The sequence below is a fragment of the Variovorax sp. Soil_C_17 genome (assembly GCF_057657265.1).
The window spans coordinates 98,884-115,881 of the sequence record NZ_JBDGIT010000004.1; the positions used below are offsets into that span (position 1 = coordinate 98,884).

Annotated in this window: 16 protein-coding genes; 8 read left to right on the forward strand and 8 right to left on the reverse strand. The window is 69.7% G+C overall.

Annotated features, from left to right (window positions below):
- Position 1: 1 nt before the first annotated feature.
- From AC3A6Y_RS20515 to AC3A6Y_RS20535, 5 genes are read right to left on the reverse strand one after another with little or no spacing between them, the layout of a single operon-like run.
- On the reverse strand, positions 2 to 364 hold the full coding sequence (locus tag AC3A6Y_RS20515) for a Zn-ribbon domain-containing OB-fold protein (protein ID WP_487870069.1): 363 nt from the start codon (positions 362 to 364) through the stop codon (positions 2 to 4).
- Positions 365 to 383: 19 nt separating this feature from the next.
- Positions 384 to 1,175: an SDR family NAD(P)-dependent oxidoreductase gene (locus AC3A6Y_RS20520; RefSeq protein WP_487870070.1), complete on the reverse strand. Its 792-nt coding sequence runs from the start codon at positions 1,173 to 1,175 to the stop codon at positions 384 to 386.
- Between the two features lie 17 nt (positions 1,176 to 1,192).
- The gene (locus tag AC3A6Y_RS20525) at positions 1,193 to 1,984 is read right to left on the reverse strand and encodes an enoyl-CoA hydratase/isomerase family protein (protein ID WP_487870071.1); all 792 of its coding nucleotides are present in this window, start codon (positions 1,982 to 1,984) and stop codon (positions 1,193 to 1,195) included.
- Positions 1,981 to 3,525 (reverse strand): class I adenylate-forming enzyme family protein, encoded by a 1,545-nt coding sequence (locus AC3A6Y_RS20530; RefSeq protein ID WP_487870072.1) that lies wholly within the window; start codon positions 3,523 to 3,525, stop codon positions 1,981 to 1,983. Before AC3A6Y_RS20530 ends, AC3A6Y_RS20525 begins: the two co-directional genes overlap by 4 nt.
- A gap of 1 nt (position 3,526) precedes the next feature.
- Positions 3,527 to 4,342 (reverse strand): enoyl-CoA hydratase/isomerase family protein, encoded by an 816-nt coding sequence (locus tag AC3A6Y_RS20535; RefSeq protein ID WP_487870073.1) that lies wholly within the window; start codon positions 4,340 to 4,342, stop codon positions 3,527 to 3,529.
- A gap of 143 nt (positions 4,343 to 4,485) precedes the next feature.
- On the opposite strand from AC3A6Y_RS20535, the gene AC3A6Y_RS20540 reads away from it, so the two are divergent.
- From AC3A6Y_RS20540 to AC3A6Y_RS20575, 8 genes are all read left to right on the forward strand, one after another.
- Positions 4,486 to 4,956 (forward strand): MaoC family dehydratase, encoded by a 471-nt coding sequence (locus tag AC3A6Y_RS20540; protein WP_106556912.1) that lies wholly within the window; start codon positions 4,486 to 4,488, stop codon positions 4,954 to 4,956.
- A complete protein-coding gene (locus AC3A6Y_RS20545) occupies positions 4,953 to 6,209 on the forward strand; it encodes a CaiB/BaiF CoA transferase family protein (protein ID WP_487870074.1) in 1,257 nt (418 codons plus the stop codon). Before AC3A6Y_RS20540 ends, AC3A6Y_RS20545 begins: the two co-directional genes overlap by 4 nt.
- A 4-nt stretch (positions 6,210 to 6,213) precedes the next feature.
- Positions 6,214 to 7,038: an enoyl-CoA hydratase gene (locus tag AC3A6Y_RS20550; RefSeq protein ID WP_487870075.1), complete on the forward strand. Its 825-nt coding sequence runs from the start codon at positions 6,214 to 6,216 to the stop codon at positions 7,036 to 7,038.
- Entirely contained in the window at positions 7,035 to 8,231 is a 1,197-nt protein-coding gene (locus AC3A6Y_RS20555) for an acyl-CoA dehydrogenase family protein (RefSeq protein WP_487870076.1), read from the forward strand. The genes AC3A6Y_RS20550 and AC3A6Y_RS20555 overlap by 4 nt, the downstream gene beginning before the upstream one ends.
- 7 nt (positions 8,232 to 8,238) lie before the next feature.
- Positions 8,239 to 9,348, forward strand: coding sequence for an acyl-CoA dehydrogenase family protein (locus AC3A6Y_RS20560; RefSeq protein ID WP_487870077.1), 1,110 nt, complete (start codon positions 8,239 to 8,241; stop codon positions 9,346 to 9,348).
- A complete protein-coding gene (locus AC3A6Y_RS20565) occupies positions 9,345 to 10,151 on the forward strand; it encodes a crotonase/enoyl-CoA hydratase family protein (protein WP_487870078.1) in 807 nt (268 codons plus the stop codon). Before AC3A6Y_RS20560 ends, AC3A6Y_RS20565 begins: the two co-directional genes overlap by 4 nt.
- Positions 10,152 to 10,156: 5 nt before the next feature.
- On the forward strand, positions 10,157 to 10,999 hold the full coding sequence (locus tag AC3A6Y_RS20570; RefSeq protein WP_487870079.1) for an SDR family oxidoreductase: 843 nt from the start codon (positions 10,157 to 10,159) through the stop codon (positions 10,997 to 10,999).
- A 65-nt stretch (positions 11,000 to 11,064) separates the two neighbouring features.
- Positions 11,065 to 11,859 (forward strand): SDR family NAD(P)-dependent oxidoreductase, encoded by a 795-nt coding sequence (locus AC3A6Y_RS20575; RefSeq protein ID WP_487870080.1) that lies wholly within the window; start codon positions 11,065 to 11,067, stop codon positions 11,857 to 11,859.
- Between the two features lie 89 nt (positions 11,860 to 11,948).
- Here AC3A6Y_RS20575 and AC3A6Y_RS20580 read toward each other — a convergent pair whose 3' ends face one another.
- The 3 genes from AC3A6Y_RS20580 to AC3A6Y_RS20590 form a co-directional block, all read right to left on the reverse strand.
- The gene (locus AC3A6Y_RS20580) at positions 11,949 to 13,400 is read right to left on the reverse strand and encodes an MFS transporter (RefSeq protein ID WP_487870081.1); all 1,452 of its coding nucleotides are present in this window, start codon (positions 13,398 to 13,400) and stop codon (positions 11,949 to 11,951) included.
- Between the two features lie 61 nt (positions 13,401 to 13,461).
- Complete coding sequence (locus tag AC3A6Y_RS20585; RefSeq protein WP_487870082.1) at positions 13,462 to 15,900, reverse strand: efflux RND transporter permease subunit; 2,439 nt, start codon at positions 15,898 to 15,900, stop codon at positions 13,462 to 13,464.
- 7 nt (positions 15,901 to 15,907) lie between these two features.
- Positions 15,908 to 16,990 (reverse strand): YCF48-related protein, encoded by a 1,083-nt coding sequence (locus AC3A6Y_RS20590; RefSeq protein ID WP_487870083.1) that lies wholly within the window; start codon positions 16,988 to 16,990, stop codon positions 15,908 to 15,910.
- Positions 16,991 to 16,998: the final 8 nt, after the last annotated feature.

A 16,998-nucleotide genomic window follows, 5' to 3' on the forward strand; every position in this document is an offset into this window, starting at 1 on the left:
CTCAGTCCTCCGCCGGTTCGAAGACAACCAGCGGATGGTCATCGTCGGTGATGACCCTGGCGCGCACCGCCATGCCGATCTTCACCGCCTCGGGCGCGATGCCGTCGATGCGGCTCATCATGCGCGGCCCCTCGGCAAGATCGATCAGAGCAAGGTTGGCGTTCGGTGCCGGCGGCTTGCCGCGGATCACCGTCGTCGAGTAGACCGTGCCGCGGCCGCAGGCCTCCACCCATTCGAGGTCGGTCGCGCCGGTGCCCGGTTCGGCCACGCGCGGGTAGTACACATGGCCGCCGGTGCTGCGGCTCTTCTGGATCATGAAGCGCCCGGAAGCCAGGTGCTCGAAGAATTCTTTCTCGGGGTTCATCGGGGTCCCTGCTCGCTCGTCAGCCATGCATCGTCAGGCCGCCGCTGACGGACACCACTTGGCCGGTCATGAAGTCGGTGGCCGGCGTCGCGAGGTAGACGATGGTGTGCGCGATCTCGACCGGCTGCGCCAGCCGCTTCAGCGGGATCGCCTTGATCAGCGCGTCGCGCAGCTTGCCCTCGGGAATGGTGCCGTTGAACAGCGGCGTGTCGGTCGGCCCCGGCGCGACGCAGTTGCAGGTGATGCCCGAGCGCGCCGTCTCGCGCGCCAGCGACTTCGTGAAAGCGATCACCGCGCCCTTGGTACCGGCATAGAAGGTCTCGCCCATGCTGCCGACGCGGCCGGCGTCGCTCGCCACCATCACGATCTTGCCCCGGCGCCGCTCGATCATGTGCGGCAGGAAGCGGTGGATCATGCGCACCGGGCCGATGTAGTTCACCTGCGCGAGCAGGTCCCACACGTCGGGCGTGTTCTCGAGGAAGGGCATCACCCGGTCGAGGCCGGCGACGTTCGCGATGATGTCCGGCGCGCCGCCGATCCGCGCCACGGCAGCGTCGACGAAGGCGTCGATGGTCGCTGCGTCGCCGAGGTCCAGGGCAAAGAACTCGCCGCGGCCGCCGCCGGCGCGGATCTGCGCGATGGTGGCCTCGCCGTCGGCCACATTCCTGTCGCCGGCGTACACGGCGGCGCCGGCGCTGGCGAACTGCAGCGCCGTGGCGCGTCCGATGCCGGAGGCGCAGCCGGTCATGACGACGCTCTTGCCGGCCAGGTCGGTGACGGCGCGCCAAGAGGTGTCGGGGGTCTCGGTCATGAATGGGTCTCCAGGTTTCAAGGGGATGGGATCGGTGCGGACCTGGCGCTGCGCTGCAGGAAAGCCGCGATGCGTTCGCGCGCCTCCGGCGTTTCGAGCAAGGCACCGCCGAGCTCGCGTTCGAGCGCGTAGCCGGTGGTGGCCGAAGCGCCGGCGGCCGCGATCAACTGCTTGGCGACACGCAATGCCGGCGGCGGCAGCGCGGCAACGCGCCGTGCCAGCTGCGATGCCTCGCCGGCGATCGCGGCCCGGGGCACGGCCCATTGCACGAGGCCGAGCTCTTTCGCGGCCGTGCCGTCCAGCACCTCGGCCCCCAGGATCAGCCGGCTCGCGATGCCGGCGCCCGCCAGCCGCGTCAGGCGTTGCGTACCGCCGAGGCCGGGAATCAGGCCCAGGCCGGCTTCGGGCAGGCCGAGCTTGGCTTCGTTCGCGGCGATGCGCAGGTCGCAGCACAGGGCCAGCTCCAGCCCGCCGCCGAGCGCGGCGCCGCCGATCTCCGCCAGCGTGACCTGCGGCAGGCTTGCGAGCCGGCCGAACACCGCCTGCAGCCGCTCGATGTAGAGCGCGAGCCGCGGTCCCGCCCGGTCTTGACCGGCCCAGCCATCGATCTGCGCCAGGTCGGCGCCGGCCGCGAACACCTTCTGGCTGCTGCGCAGATGCAGCACCGTCCAGTCGTCGCGTGGGGCGAGTTGGTCGAGCAGCGCACCGAAGGCTTCGCCCCATTCCTCACTCAGCGCGTTCACCGGCGCGCGGCACAGCGTGAGGGTCGCGATGCGTTCGGCAACATGGATTTCGAACAGGGCGGTCACATCGACCTCCTGGCGCGCTCGCGCAACGCCACCTTGTCCACCTTGCCGCTCGCCACCCGGGGCAGCTCGCCGATCGCCTCGACCTGCTTCGGGCACTTGTAGCCGGCGATCAGGCGCTTGCAATGGGCGATCACCTCGGCCTCCGGCGCGCTCGCGCCATTGGCGCAGACCACGTAGGCCTTCACCGCCTCGCCCCACTTCGCATCGGGCACCCCGATCACCGCGCACTCGACGATGCCCGGATAGGCCTGCACCGCTTCCTCGACCTCGCGGCTGTAGATGTTCTCGCCGCCCGAAATGATCATGTCCTTTTTTCGGTCGACCAGGAACAGGTAGCCGTCCTCGTCCACATAGCCGACGTCGCCGGTGCGATACCAGCCATCCCGCAGCGCCTCCAGCGTCGCGGCGGTGTTGTTCCAATAGCCGTCCATGCGTTCGTCGGTGAAGGTCCAGACTTCCCCTGCGGCGCCGGCAAGGCAGTCCTTGCCGTCATCCCCGACCACGCGGATCCGCGTGCCCTGCCCCGGGTGGCCCACCGAGGCGATGCGGTTCACGTCGCGCGCATCGCCAAAGGGCTTCAGCTCATGGCGGTACATGCCGCACCCAGCGGTTTCGGTCGCGCCGTATTGCACCGAGAACACCGGCCCGATGCGCTCGAACGCCCGCCGCAGCAGCGCCACCGGCACCGGCGCCGCGGCAGCCACGACGTTGTGCAGGCTCGACAGGTCCGCATTGCCGATCGCCGGCGAATCGAGGATCGCCCGCAGCATCGCCGACACAACGAAGGTGAAGCTGATGCGCTCCTGCTCGATCGTACGGATCACGTTCGCCGCATCGAAGCCGCGGTGCAGCACGAGCGTGCCGGCGCACCACCGGACCTGCAGCGCATAGCCGATCACGCCGACGTGGAAGGCGGGCGTCGTCAGCAGCATGCGCGTGTCGGAGTCGAGCTCGCTCATGCGCGAGCCCGCATCGGCCGTGCGCACCCAGCGCCACTGCGCGCGCAGCGCGCCCTTGGGCCGGCCGGTGGTGCCGCTGGTATAGACCAGCGGCCCGTAGTCCTGCGCCTGCGAGCGGAATGGCGGCCCCTCGAGGGAGCCCTGCTCGACGACGGCCTCGTAGTCGTTGGCCCAGCCCGGCGCGGGGCCGCCGATGCACACATAGGCCTCGATGGTCGCGAGCCGCGGCCGCAGCGTGTCGACCAGCGCCGCATACTGCGCCTCGAACACCAGCACGCGCGGCGTCGCATCGCCCAGCAGCCATTCGACCTCGGCCGCGGCCAAACGGAAATTGACCGTCGCCACGATGTAGCCTGCCCAGTCGCCGGCGGCCAGCAGCTCGATGTACTCGGCGTTGTTCATCGACAGGATCGCGACCCGGTCCTGCCGCCGCAGGCCCAGGCGGTGCAGGCCGTCGGCCAGGCGCCTGGCGCGCTCGAGCAACTGGCGATGGTTCAGCCGCCGGCCCTCGCACACCAGCGCCTCTCGCTCCGGATGGAAGCGGGCGTTGCGTTCCAGCAGCTCGCCGATGGTCTGCAGCATGCTAGAGCGGCGTGTCGGGGCTGAACTTCGGGGCGCGCTTGCCGAGGAAGGCATCGATGCCCTCCATCCCCTCGGGGCCGGCGAAGCCGATGAACTCGAGCGCCAGCGAGGCATCGAAGATCGGCGCCGCCTGGCGCAGCCAGTGGTTCAGCGTCTGCTTGGTCCAGCGCACCGCGGCCGGCGCGCTCTCGGCCAGGCGCGAAGCCACCTCGACCGCCTTGCCCTCCACTTCCTCGTCGGCCAGCGCCATCGAGATCAGGTTCATTCGCTCGGCTTCCTCGCCGGTGAAGGTCTCCGCCGTCATCAGGTAGTACTTGGCCTTGGCCATGCCGCACAGGAGCGGCCAGATGATGGCCGCGTGGTCGCCGGCCGCCACGCCGATCTTCAGGTGGCCGTCGGAGAACTTGGCGTCGCGCGATGCGATCGACACGTCCGCAAGAATCAGCAGCGCCAGGCCCGCGCCGACCGCCCAGCCGCGCGCCGCCCCGACGATGGGCTTGCGGCAGTTGATCATCCCCATCACCAGGTCGCGCGACTCCTTCATGGCCTGCATGCGCAGCGCGTAGTCCTCGCACACCTTGCGCTCGTGGTGCAGGTCGCCGCCGGCGGAGAAGGTCTTGCCGCTGCCGGTGACGATCACCGCCGAGACGCTGTCGTCTGCGTCGACGTCGTCCCAGATCTGCGAGGCCTCGCGGTGCATTGCGGCGTCCATCGCGCCCATCTTGAGCGGCGAATCCAGCGTCACGCGCAGCACGCGCGGATGGGGCCGGTCGAACTTCAGGCGCGTGTAGCGCGCATAGCGGCTGTCGGTCTCCAAGCGAGTCTCCTTCGATTCGATTTCAGTGGTACGGGCGGGTTTCCGAGGACGCCGTCGTGTTGACGGCACGCCGGTCCGGCATTTATATTATCGAACATCGTTCAACAATGGAAGCGCAAATTTCTTGCGTTCAAAGGTGGCACATGGACACAGTCGGTCTCGGTTTCTGCTTCGAGGATCTGCCGTTGGGGCGGCAGTTCAAGACCGTGGGGCGCACGGTCACCGAGGCCGACATCGTGGGCTTCATCGACAAGATCGGGATGACCGAGGTGCTGTTCACCAATCTGGACTTCCTGCGCAACGTCGCCGGCTTCGAGGGGCGCCTGGCGCCCGGCTCCATGGTGTTCTGCTTCGCCGAGGGGCTGCTCGCGCAGGCCACGATGCAGGGCACCGGCCTGGCCTTCCTGGGCATGCAGCTCGATATCAAGGGGCCGACCTTCGCCGGCGACACGATCCACGTCGAATGCGAGGTGATCGAGGCGCGCCGCTCCGAGAGCCGGCCCGGGCGCGGCCTCGTGCGCACGCGCAACCGCGTGGTGAAGGCCGACGGCACGGTGGTGATGGAGTACACGCCCCTGCGCATGCTCAAGGCCCGCTCGGAGGTGCGCACGTGAAAGCAGCGGTGCTGCCGGACGAGGTACAGCCCGAGCCGGCCCCGGCCGGCGATCCCCTGCACGCCAGGCTGGCCACCAGAACCGGACCGCTGACCGGCGTGCGCGTGATCGATCTCACGGTCAACGTGCTCGGCCCGGTCGCGACGATGATCCTCGGCGACATGGGCGCCGACGTCATCAAGATCGAGACGCCCGAGGGCGACCCGAACCGCCAGAACGGTCCTTCGCGCCATCCCAACATGGCCGCGATGCACTTGAACATGAACCGCAACAAGCGCAGCGTGACGCTGAACCTGAAGCGGCCGGAGGCCCGCGAGGCCCTGCTGCGCATGGTCGACAGCGCGGACGTGTTCATCCACAGCATGCGTCCGGCTGCGGCGAAGCGCCTGGGCGTCGCCTACGAGGACATTGCCGAGCGCAACCCGCGCATCGTCTACGGCTATGGCTGCGGCTACATGCCCGGCGGCCCGCGCGAGAACGATCCGGCCTTCGACGACGTGGTGCAGGGCGAGGCCGGCATCGCCGACCTGATGCTGCGCTCGGTCGGCCAGGCGCGCTACCTGCCCACCGTGATCGTCGACAAGTTCTGCGGCTACATGCTGGCCTCCGGCGTCGCGATGGCGCTGTACGCACGCGAGCGCTCAGGCCTTGGCCAGATGGTGCGCGTGCCGATGCTGGAGACCATCGTTGCCTTCAACCTGCAGGAGCACCTGTACGGCGGCGCCTTCGAGCCGCCGATGGGCGGCGGCGTCGGCTACGTGCGCCTGCTCTCCGAGCATCGCCGCCCCTACGAGACGAGCGACGGCCACATCTGCGTGCTGGCCGTGAACGACGAGCAGTGGAAGCGCCTGCTGCCGACGCTCGGCCGGCCCGAGTTGCTGACCGACCCGGTCTTCGCGACGCACGAAGGGCGCATGAAGAACATCGATCGCGTCTACGGCATGGTCTCGGACCAGATGAAGACCCGGCCGACCGCGCAGTGGCACGAGCTGCTCGACGCCATCGACGTGCCGAACGGGCCGGTCGCGCGCTTCGAGGACATGCTCTCGGACCCCTACCTGAACGAGATCGGCTTTTTTCACCGCTACCGGCATCCGACCGAGGGCCCGATGGTGACGACCGCCGTGCCGACGCAGTTCTCCGGCACGCCCGGCGGCATCCACCTGCCGCCGCCGCAGCTCGGCGAGCACAACGACGAAGTGCTCGGCTGGTTCGGCTACGGTGCCGATGACATCACCAACATCACGCGCTGACGCCATGGCCTACGAACAGATCCTGTACGAGGTGCGCGACGCGATCGCCACCCTCACGCTGAACCGCCCCGCGGCCCTGAACGCCTGGACCGACGTGATGGCCGAGGAGGTCTGGCAGGCGATGCATGCGGCCGCGAGCGACGAGGCGGTGCGCGTGATCGTGCTGACCGGCGCCGGCCGTGCCTTCTGCGCCGGCGGCGACGTGACCGGCTTCAAGTCGGCCGGCGACGACGGCGCCTTCCCGCGCTCGCTGCTGCACAAGCTGCCGCGGGCCTACGACTTCAGCCGCCGGCCGGACTACCAGAGCCGCGCCGCGTACTTCCCGGCGATCGCCAAGCCGGTCATCGCGATGCTCAACGGTGCCACCGCCGGCCTCGGGCTGGTGCACGCGCTCTTCGCCGACGTCCGCTTCGCGGCCGACGATGCGGTGCTGACCACCGCCTTCGCGCGCCTCGGCCTGGCTTCCGAATACGGCATGGCGTGGGCCCTGCGCAACGCGGTTGGCCACGCCAACGCGCTCGACCTGCTGCTGTCGGCGCGCAAGGTGCGCGGCGAGGAAGCGCTGCGGCTCGGCCTCGTGAACCGCATCCATCCGCGCGAGGAACTCGCCGAAGCGACCTATGCCTATGCGCGGGAGCTGGCCCAGGCGTGCTCCCCGCTGTCGCTGCGGATGATCAAGCGCCAGCTTTGGGAGCTGCCCTTTCAGACCCTGCACGAAGCGCTGGTGGCCGACAGCGCCGACATGATGCAGACCAACCTCAGCGAGGACTTCGAGGAAGGCAAGCTCGCATTCAAGGAGAAGCGCAAGCCGCGCTTCGAGGGACGATGAATCTTCGCGAATCGACCGACGACGCCGCCTTCCGCACCGAGGTGCGGGCGTTCGTCGCCGCCCAGCTGCCCGAGGATATCCGGCAGAAGGTGCTGGGCTTCCTGCGCGTGCCGCGCGCGGACTACGTGCGCTGGCAGCGCATCCTCGCCGCCCGCGGCTGGGGCGCGCCCGGCTGGCCGGTCGAGCACGGCGGCTGCGGCTGGAACGCCGTCCAGCGCAACATCTTCGACGAGGAATGCTTCACTGCCGGCGCGCCGCGCCAGATGCCCTTCGGCCTCGCGATGATCGGACCGGTGCTGATGAAGTTCGGCAGCGACGCGCAGAAGGCGCGCTTCCTGCCCCGCATCTTGGCGATGGAGGACTGGTGGTGCCAGGGCTATTCGGAGCCGGGGGCCGGCTCCGACCTTGCCTCGCTGAAGAGCCGTGCGGAGCGCGACGGTGAGCACTACGTCGTGAGCGGACAGAAGACCTGGACTTCCTACGCGCAATGGGCCAACTGGATGTTCGCGCTGGTGCGCACCTCGACCGATGCGAAGCCGCAGCGCGGCATCTCGCTGCTGCTGATCCCGATGGACACGCCCGGCATCACGGTCAGGCCGATCCGCACCCTGGATGGCGGCCACGACGTCAACGAAGTCTTCCTCGACGGCGTGCGGGTGCCGGTGGAGAACCGCATCGGTGGCGAGAACGATGGCTGGGCGATCGCGAAATACCTGCTCGGCCACGAGCGCACCGCCATTGCGGGGCTCGGCATGTGCAAGCGGCTGCTGCGCCGGCTCAAGGAGCTGGCGCGCACGCAGGCGCGGCACGGCCGCCCTTTGATCGAGGACTCGCGCTTTCGCGACAAGCTCGCCAGGATCGAGATCGACGTGCTGGCGCACGAATGGGCGCTGGCCCGGCTCATCTCACTCGAGCGCGCCGGCCTCGGGCTTGGCGCAGAGCCGTCGATGCTGAAGGTGCGCGGCTCCGAGATCCAGGCGGCGCTCGGCGAGCTGCTGATGGAATGCGCCGGTCCCTACGCGGTGCCGCTGGTCGAGGCCGCGCTCGAGTTCGGCTACGACGGGCCAACGCCGGCCGGCACGCAGCTCAATGCCCTCGCCGGCCAGTACCTTGACCTGCGCAAGGTCGCGATCTACGGCGGCACCAACGAGATCCAGCGCGGGCTGATCGGCAAATCCCTCATCGCGCTCTAGCCCCACCATGGACTTCACGCTGAACGAAGAGCAGCAGATGCTCGCCGACACGATGGCACGCTTCGTGCAAAACGAGTACGAGTTCGAGGCACGCCGCAAGCGCCTGGCCGAAGGTCCGAGCGATGCGCTGGCGCGGCAGATGGCCGAGCTCGGCCTGTTCGCGCTGAACGTGCCCGAGGCGCACGGCGGCATCGGTGCGGGCGCGGTCGAGACCCTGATCGTGATGGAAGGCCTCGGCCGTGGGTTGGTGATCGAGCCTTACGTCGCCAGCGCCGTGATCGCACCGCGCCTGCTCGCCACCTTCGGCAGCGAGGCGCAGAAGGATCGCTTCCTCGGACCGATCGCAGAGGGACGACTGCGCTTTGCGCTCGCCGCGCTGGAGCCGCAGGCGCGTTACGACCTGGAGAACGTGCAGACGCGGGCAGTGCGCCGCGACGGCGGGTGGCGGCTCGACGGCGCCAAGGCCGTGGTGCCGCACGGCGACAGCGCCGACTGGCTGATCGCCACCGCCGACACGGGCGCCGGCGTGGCGCTGATGCTGGTCGACGCCAATGCCCAAGGCGTCGCGATCGACGGCTACCCGACCCTCGACGGCCAGCGCGCCGCGGAGATTCGCTTCGAAGGCGTCGACGTGGAGGACGCCTGCGTGATCGGCACGCCGGGCCAGGGCCTGGAAATGGCCGACTGGGCCTGCGACCAAGGCCTGGCCGCCCTCGCCGCCGAGGCTGTCGGCGCCATGGCGAAGCTCACCGAGCTGAGCTGCGAGCACCTCTCGACGCGCAAGCAGTTCGGCGTGCCGATCGGCAGCTTCCAGGCGCTGCAGCATCGCGCGGCGGACATGCGCATCGCCGTCGAACAGGCGCGCGCGCTGGCGCTGATGGCTGCCGCACACGTCGAGTCGCCGGACCGCGCCCTGCGCCGCCGCGCCGCCTCGGCGGCGAAGGCCATGGCCGGGCGTTCCGGCCGTTACGTCGGCCAGCAGGCCACGCAGCTCCATGGCGGCATGGGCATGACCGAGGAGCTGGCGTGCGGCCACTATTTCAAACGACTGACCGCGATCGACATGACCTGGGGCAACTCGGAACACCACGTCGAACGCTATGGAGAACTGCTGTGAACGAAGCCACCATTGAACGCCACCCCGAGGGCCGGATCGTCGTCGAGCGGCGCGGGCCGATCCTGCTGATGGGCGTGGACCGCGTCGAGAAGCGCAACGGCTTCACGCCGCGCATGTTCCGCGAGCTCGGCGAAGCCTTCACCCTGCTGGAGAACGCGCCGGAGCTGTTCGTCGGCCTGCTGTATGCCAAGGGCGATCATTTCAGCGGCGGCGTCGACCTGCCGCTGATGGCCGAATACCGCAAGGCCGGCTCGCCCTACGTGCCGCTGAACCTGGTCGACCCGGGCCAGCTGCGCGAGCCCTACCGCACGAAGCCGGTGGTCGCCGCGATGCAAGGCATCTGCTACACCATCGCGATCGAGCTGATGCTCGCCGCCGACGTGGTGTTCGCGGCGGACAACTGCCGCTTCTCGCAGCTCGAGGTGAAGCGCGGGATCATGCCCGGCTACGGCGGCTCCTTCCGCTTCATCGAACGCGCCGGCTGGGGCAACGCGATGAAGTGGCTTCTGACCGGCGACGAGTTCGACAGCGCCGAGGCGCTGCGGCTCGGCCTGGTGCAGGAGGTCGTGCCGGCCGGCGAGCAGTTCGAGCGCGCCCTGGCCTACGCGCAGCGCGTGGCCGAGCAGGCGCCGCTGGCGGTGCAGGGCACGATCGAGAACGCGCGCCTGGCGCTCGGGCAGGGCTGGATGCACGCGGCGACGCATGCCACCGCGAAGAACACCTTCCTGTACGGCACCGAGGATGCGGCCGAGGGTCGCAAGTCCTTCGCCGAGAAGCGCACGGCGAAGTTCGTCGGCAGGTGAACGCCATGTTTCGCCAAGACCTGCTCGCGGGCAAGAAGATCCTCGTCACCGGCGGCGGCACCGGGCTCGGCAAGAGCATCGGGCGGCGCTATCTCGAACTCGGTGCGCACCTGGTGATCTGCGGCCGGCGGCTTGCGGTGCTCGATGCCACCGCCGACGAATTTCGCGCCGAGCTGCCCGGCGCCCGCGTGGACACGCTCACCTGCGACGTGCGGGACGCCGAGCAGGTCGAGGCCATGATGGAGCGGCTCTGGCAGGCCGGGCCGCTCGACGTGCTGGTCAACAACGCGGCGGCCAACTTCATCGCCCGCACCGACAAGCTCTCGGCGCGCGCCGTCGACGCCGTGTTGAACATCGTGCTGCACGGCAGCTTCTACTGCGCGATCGCAGCCGGCAGGCGGTGGATCGAGGCCGGCCGGCCGGGCAACGTGATCAGCACCGTGTCGGCGCCGGTGATCACCGGCCAGGCCTTCACCGCACCGTCGGCGGCGGCCAAGGCCGGCGTGCTCGCGATGACGCGCAGCCTCGCGGTCGAGTGGGGGCCCAAGGGCATCCGCCTGAACTGCGTGGCGCCGGGGCTGTTCCCGACGCCGGGCGCCTGGGAGCAGCTCTTTCCGCCGGGCAGCCAGGTCGAGGCGCAGGAGCGCGGCGTGCCGCTGCGGCGCCTGGGCGAGCACCGCGAGCTGTGCGACCTGTATGCCTACCTCGCGGCCGATGGCTCGGGCTACATGACAGGCGACCTGATCGTGATGGACGGCGGGCGCTGGATGCAGGGCGCCGGCGGCCCGACCTTCCGCGCGATGCAGGACTGGGACGACGCGCAATGGGACGCCATGCGCAAGAAATGACTAGGACCGCGGCATGGCGCCTCCATCCCGGGGGCGTGCCGGCGAATCTCAGAAAGGAAATCGACATGTCTGACTCCACCCTCGCCGCCGGCCCACTGAGCCTGGCCGGTAAGACTGCCGTCGTCACCGGTGCAGGCAGCGGCATCGGCCAGGCGATCGCCGAGCTGTTCGCTCGTGCCGGCGCCAAGGTCGTCGCTGCCGACATCCACGCCGACGGCGCGGAAACCACCGCGGCGGGCATCCGCTCGGCCGGCGGCCAGGCCATCGCGGCAACGGCAGACGTGTCGCAGGACACGCAGGTCGCGGCCATGCTCGACCGTGCGATCGCGGAGTTCGGCAGCCTCGACGTGCTGGTCAACAACGCGGGGATCTTTCCGAAGAAGCCGTTCCTCGAGGTCGACGCCGCGTTCTGGGACAAGCTGCACGCGGTGAACCTGCGCGGCACCTTCCTGTGCCTGCGCGAGGCGATCCGGCGCATGCAGGCGCAGGGGAACGGCGGCGCGATCGTCAACATCTCGTCGGTGTCCTCGATGCAGGCGGTGGTCTATCACAACGCCACCTACAACGCGTCGAAGGCCGGCGTGAACAGCCTGACCAAGACCACCGCGCTCGAGTTCGCCGGCGACGGCATCCGCGTGAATGCCGTGCTGCCCGGGGGCACGCTGACGCCCGGGGCCAAGGCTGCCAGCACCGACGGCGTCGATATGAAGGGGCCGATCCTGGGGCCCGGGCGCATCCCGCTCGGCAAGATGGGCGATCCGGAAGACATCGCGATGGCGGCGCTGTTCTTCGCGAGCCCTGCTTCGCGGCTGATCACGGGGCAGCTGCTGGCGGTGGACGGGGGCTTTCAGGTGAGTTAGGAAGTCGGCCGGGATGCCGCCGGTGCGAGCGTCGCGTCCAGTTCGAAGGCCCCGTGCCCTCGCCCCTGCCCTCTCCCGACTGCGCCTCCCTACGCCATCAAAGCCTGCCCCTGCGCATCCACTGACCGCACCGGCCGCCGCGGCAGCACCCACGCGACCAGCCCGCACAGCACGCACACACCCGTGATGGCAGCCATCGTCCACAGATAGGCATCGGCACTCGGATAGACCGCCTGCGGCTGCTCCCCGCTGCGCACCACCGCCAGCGCCAGCAGCACGCTGGCCGCCTGCGTGCCGATCGCGGTGCCGAGCGTGCGCACCACCTGCGCCAGGCCGACGAACTCGCTGGTGCGCTCGACCGGCACCACCTCCACCAGCAGGTTCGGCACCGCCGACATCAGCATCGCCCCGCCCAGCGAGGCCAGCATCACCCACCCCACCAGCATCCAGGCGCTCGACTGCAGCGCGGTAAGGCCGATCCAGCCGGCGACGATCATGAGGGTGGCGAGCCGTGCCGCGCTGCGGGCGCCGTGCCGCGCAGCGATATGGCCGCCCCAGGGCGCACCGAACAAGCCCATGAAGTTCGACGGCAGCTTCAGCAGCCCGGCCATCGTGGCGCTCAGGCCCAGGCCGATGCCGGTCCACGACGGCTGCTGCGCGAGCGCCATCAGCACCAGCATGGTCTGCGAGGTGCCGAGGCCGAAGAGAAACATCAGGCCGATCGGCAGCCCGACCTTGCGCGTGGCGATGCGGCGCACATCGATCATCGGCTGCGCGTGCCGCCACTCGTGGCGCCACCACACGGCCAGCAACAGCACGCCGCCGGCCAACGCCGCGAGCGTCGCGACGTCGCCCAGCCCATGCGCCTTCAGCCGCGACACGGCCCACAGCAGCGCGGCCACCGCCGGCGCATAGAGCATGCCGCCGAGCCAATCGACCCGCACGGCGCCAGCGGCGGCAGCAGATGCCGGCACCCAGCGCGCGACCAGCGCCATCGCGAGGATGCCGTGCACAGCGCCGAACCAGAACATGGTGCGCCAGCCGGCATGGTCGACCAACAGCCCGCCGAGCAGCAGACCGGCGCCGGCGCTGAACGTGGCCATGGCGCTGAGCCAGCCGATGGCCACCGGGACCCGCTCGGCCCGCAAGCGCTCGCGCACGATGCCGATGGCCAGCGGCAGCAAGGCGGCCGACATGCCCTGCAAGGCACGCCCGCAGACCAGCCCCGGCAGTCCGCTCGACAGGGCGCTGATCAGCGACCCAATCGCCGAGCAGGCCAGCACCGCGAGCACCAGGCGCTTGCGCCCGAACAGGTCGCCCAGGCGCGACGACAAGCCCGCCGAGACCGAGCCGACCAGCAGGTAGGCGGTGATGAGCCAGCCCGCCCCGGCCGGATCGCCGAAGTCGCGCATCAGAGTCGGCAAGGCCGCGTAGATCATGCTGACCTCGAAGGAGCTGATGATCTCCGCGAACACCAGCGCGACGACGATCGAACCGCCACGGCCTGCGCCGCGGCCAGGCAAGGGCGCGGCGCGATTCATTGAAAAGCCTTCGTGCGTCGCACGGCGGCCGCAGCCCTCATCGGAGCGCCCGCGCCGAGGCTCACGCCGCCTGCGCCGCGGCCGTCGCCGGCGCGGCGCTCAAGCCGCGCTGCTTCACATCGCGCAGCAGGAAGTGCGACAGCGCCGGGATCAGCACCAGCGCGCCGATCATGTTCCACAGGAACATGAAGGTCAGCAGGATGCCCATGTCGGCCTGGAACTTGATGGGCGACCAGGCCCAGGTCACGACGCCGGCCGCCATCGTCACGCCGATCAGCGCGACGACCTTGCCGGTGAATTCGAGCGAGTGCTTGTACGCATCGCGCAGGCTGCCGCCGCGGCGCTGTACGGCGAGCTGCACCGAGAGCAGGTAGAGCGCATAGTCGACGCCGACCCCCACGCCGAGCGCGATGACGGGCAAGGTCGCGACCTTCACGCCGATGCCCATCACGACCATGATCGCCTCGCAGAGGATCGACGTGATCAACAGCGGCACCAGCGCCACCACCACCGCGCGCCAGGAGCGGAAGGTAATGAAGCACAGCAGCGTCACCGCGATGTAGAGCACCACGTGCATGATGTAGAAGGACTTGCGCACGACGATGTTGGTCACCGCCTCGATGCCGGCCGGACCGGCCGCGGGCAGGAACTCGACCCCGGGCCGGCTGTGCGTGGCCGCGAAGCCCTCCACGGACTTCAGCACGCGATCGAGCGTGTCGGCGCGGTGGTCGCTCAGGTAGGCCGTGACCGCGAACAGCGAGCAGTTCGGATTCATTGCGTCCGGGTTGTCCTGGATCACGCGGTTGGCCGCAGGGCCGAGGATGCGTGGGTCGCGCGCCAGCGTGTTCCACTTGAAGTAGCCCTCGCTCGAGGCGGCGACCCCGCGCTTGGTTTGCTCGGCGAAGGATGTCACGGCCTTCACGCCCTGCACATGCTCGAGCTCCCAGCCCAGGCGGTCGGCCTCGACGAGGCCCTCGTAGCGATCGCAGGCGCTCTTGGGCGTTTTCACGATGACGGCGAACTGGTCGCTCGACAGGCCGTAGTGGCGCGCGATGTAGGCGTTGTCGAGGTTGTAGCGCGAGTCGCGGCGCAGCTCCGGCGCGCCTTCGTCGAGGTCGCCGATCTTCAAGCCCGTGCGAAGGCTCAAAGCGCCGGCGCCGAGCAACACCGCCGCCGCGATGGCGACCAGGGCCCAGCGCCGCTCGGTCAGCCGCTCCAGTGCGCCCCACACGCGGCCCATCGCGGAGCGCCCGGCCTGCTCGTCCGCGTCGGCATTCAGGGAGCGCTGTGCGGCCTTCGGGCTGACGCCGGTGTACGACAGCAGCACCGGGATGAGCACCAGCTTCGTGAAGATCAGCCCGGTGACGCCGATGCTGGTCATCACCGCCAGGTCGCGGATCACGGGGATGTCGATGATGATCAGCACCATGAAGCCGACCACGTTGGTCAGGAGCGCCGTCAGGCCGGCCAGGAACAGCCGCCGGAAGGTGTAGCGCGCGGCGATGTACTTGTGCGTGCCGCGGCCGACGTCCTGCATGATGCCGTTCATCTTCTGCGCGCCATGCGACAGGCCGATCGCGAACAGCAGGAAGGGCACCAGGATCGAATAGGGATCGAGCTCGTAGCCGAGAATCTGCAGCAGTCCCATCAGCCACATCACGCCGAGCACCGCGGTGACCACCAGCACGACGGTGCTGCGCAGGCAACGGGTATAGGCGAACACGAACAGCGCCGCGATCGCGACCGAGATCGCGAAGTACGAGATCACCGTCGTCAAGCCTTCGATCAGGTCGCCGACGAGCTTGCCGAACCCGACGATGTAGACGCGGAATTGGCCCGTGCTCTTGGCGCGCACCTGTTCCTCGAGGGCGCGCGAAAGCTTCAGGTAGTCGATCGGCTCGCCGCTGTCGGCATAGCGGTCGAGCAGCGGCACCACGATCATCGAGGAGCGCCGGTCGTCGCTGATGATGCGGCCGGCGGCACCGGAGCGCGCGATGTTGGCCTTGAGCTGCTCGAGCTTGGCCGGCGAACCGTCGAAGCGCTCGGGCATCACCGGGCCGCCGCGCATGCCCTCCTCGGTCACCTCGCCCCATCGCAGCACCGGCGTCCATAGGGACTTGAGCCACGGCCGGTCGACCCCCGGCATGATGTAGAGCGCATCGTTGACCGAGGCGAGGAACTTCAGGTACTCGGCATCGTAGATGTCGCCCTGCGTGTTCTCGACCACCACCCGGAGCTGGTTGCCCAGGCCGCGCAGCTCCGTCTTGTTGTCGAGGTAGTTCTGGATGTACGGGTGCGAGCGCGGGATCATGCGCTCGAAGTTGGCGTTGATCTTCAGCTGCATCGAATGCCAGCCGAGGAAGATCGACACCAGCGCGAAGGCGACGAGGATCACCCGGCGGTGGTTGAAGATGAGCCGTTCGATCGCATTGCCGGAGCGCGGGTCGAAGCGGGCGGGGTCCGGGATCACCTCGAAGTTCTGGTCGCTGCCGATGTTCATCGTTGTGTTACCTCGCAGCCGGCGCCATCGCCAGCCGCTGTACGCCGGAAGGGCCGGCGACGAGCAGCCAGTCGGCTTCCATCGAGACCACGTCGAATGCCGCGCCCAACGCGGGCATCGGCGCCATCGGCACGAAGTTGTCGCCCAGCGCCGTGCCGGCCAGCAGCTCGCCCGCCTGCGTCGCCAGCACCAATCGCCCACCGGGCAGGAGCACGCCGCCGTTGATGGCCGCGTGCGTGCCGGTCGCCATCGGCTTCCAGTTCGCGCCTGCGTCGGTCGAGCGCCAGGCCGTGCCGCGCAGGCCGAGGGCGACGATCGCGTCCTTCGAGGCCGCCATGCCGAACCAGGTGCCGGGATACGGCGTCTGGATGCGCACGAAGCGCCCGGCTGCGGCGTCCAGGCGCATGACCAGGCCGAGCTCGCCGACGATCACCACCTGGTCGCCGGCCTGGCGGATGGCATGCAGCGAATAGCCGTCGGGGTTCTCGGTGCGGTCGAGCCACGGCTCCCACGTCGCGCCGCCGTCGGCCGTGTGGAGGATCAGGTTGAACTGGCCGACCACCCAGCCTTCGCGCTCATCGCGAAAGTGCACGGCCAAAAAGGGCCGGGTGGGGCCGTCCTCGGCCATGCGCTTGGCGTCGTCGCGCGCCCGTGCGAGCGCCGGATCGGCGGCAGCGCCCTTCTTGTCGTAGTACGACACCATCATCGTCCCGAGGCTGCGCCCGTCGAGCACGCGGCGCCAGCTCAGCCCGCCGTCGGTGCTGTGCAGCACCACGCCATCGTGGCCCACTGCCCAGCCCTGCGTGGGGGACGGGAACTGCACGGCGAGCAGGTCGGTGCTGACCGGCGCGGGACGCTGCTCCCAGGTCTTGCCGCGGTCCGCGGAACGCAGGATGTGGCCGCGCGGGCCGACGGCGACGACATGCTCGGCATCGACCACCGCCAGCGCAAAGACCGGTGCTCGCAGCGCGCGCGGCGTCATGCGCGCCGGTGCATCGAGCGGATCGGTGAAGGCGGCTGCGGACGGGCCCGCCGCGCCGGCCACGACCGACGCACACAGGCAGGCCGCGATCGTCGCGAGGGCGCTCACGTGCCGCA

What these genes read in the sequence shown, in the direction of transcription:
- AC3A6Y_RS20550 (WP_487870075.1), top strand. Translation starts at nt 6,214, where the DNA reads ATGGCCTACGAACAGATCCTGTACGAGGTGCGCGACGCGATCGCCACC.
- AC3A6Y_RS20520 (WP_487870070.1), bottom strand. Translation starts at nt 1,175, where the DNA reads ATGACCGAGACCCCCGACACCTCTTGGCGCGCCGTCACCGACCTGGCC.
- AC3A6Y_RS20555 (WP_487870076.1), top strand. Translation starts at nt 7,035, where the DNA reads ATGAATCTTCGCGAATCGACCGACGACGCCGCCTTCCGCACCGAGGTG.
- AC3A6Y_RS20530 (WP_487870072.1), bottom strand. Translation starts at nt 3,525, where the DNA reads ATGCTGCAGACCATCGGCGAGCTGCTGGAACGCAACGCCCGCTTCCAT.
- AC3A6Y_RS20515 (WP_487870069.1), bottom strand. Translation starts at nt 364, where the DNA reads ATGAACCCCGAGAAAGAATTCTTCGAGCACCTGGCTTCCGGGCGCTTC.
- AC3A6Y_RS20560 (WP_487870077.1), top strand. Translation starts at nt 8,239, where the DNA reads ATGGACTTCACGCTGAACGAAGAGCAGCAGATGCTCGCCGACACGATG.
- AC3A6Y_RS20540 (WP_106556912.1), top strand. Translation starts at nt 4,486, where the DNA reads ATGGACACAGTCGGTCTCGGTTTCTGCTTCGAGGATCTGCCGTTGGGG.
- AC3A6Y_RS20575 (WP_487870080.1), top strand. Translation starts at nt 11,065, where the DNA reads ATGTCTGACTCCACCCTCGCCGCCGGCCCACTGAGCCTGGCCGGTAAG.
- AC3A6Y_RS20580 (WP_487870081.1), bottom strand. Translation starts at nt 13,400, where the DNA reads ATGAATCGCGCCGCGCCCTTGCCTGGCCGCGGCGCAGGCCGTGGCGGT.
- AC3A6Y_RS20585 (WP_487870082.1), bottom strand. Translation starts at nt 15,900, where the DNA reads ATGAACATCGGCAGCGACCAGAACTTCGAGGTGATCCCGGACCCCGCC.
- AC3A6Y_RS20570 (WP_487870079.1), top strand. Translation starts at nt 10,157, where the DNA reads ATGTTTCGCCAAGACCTGCTCGCGGGCAAGAAGATCCTCGTCACCGGC.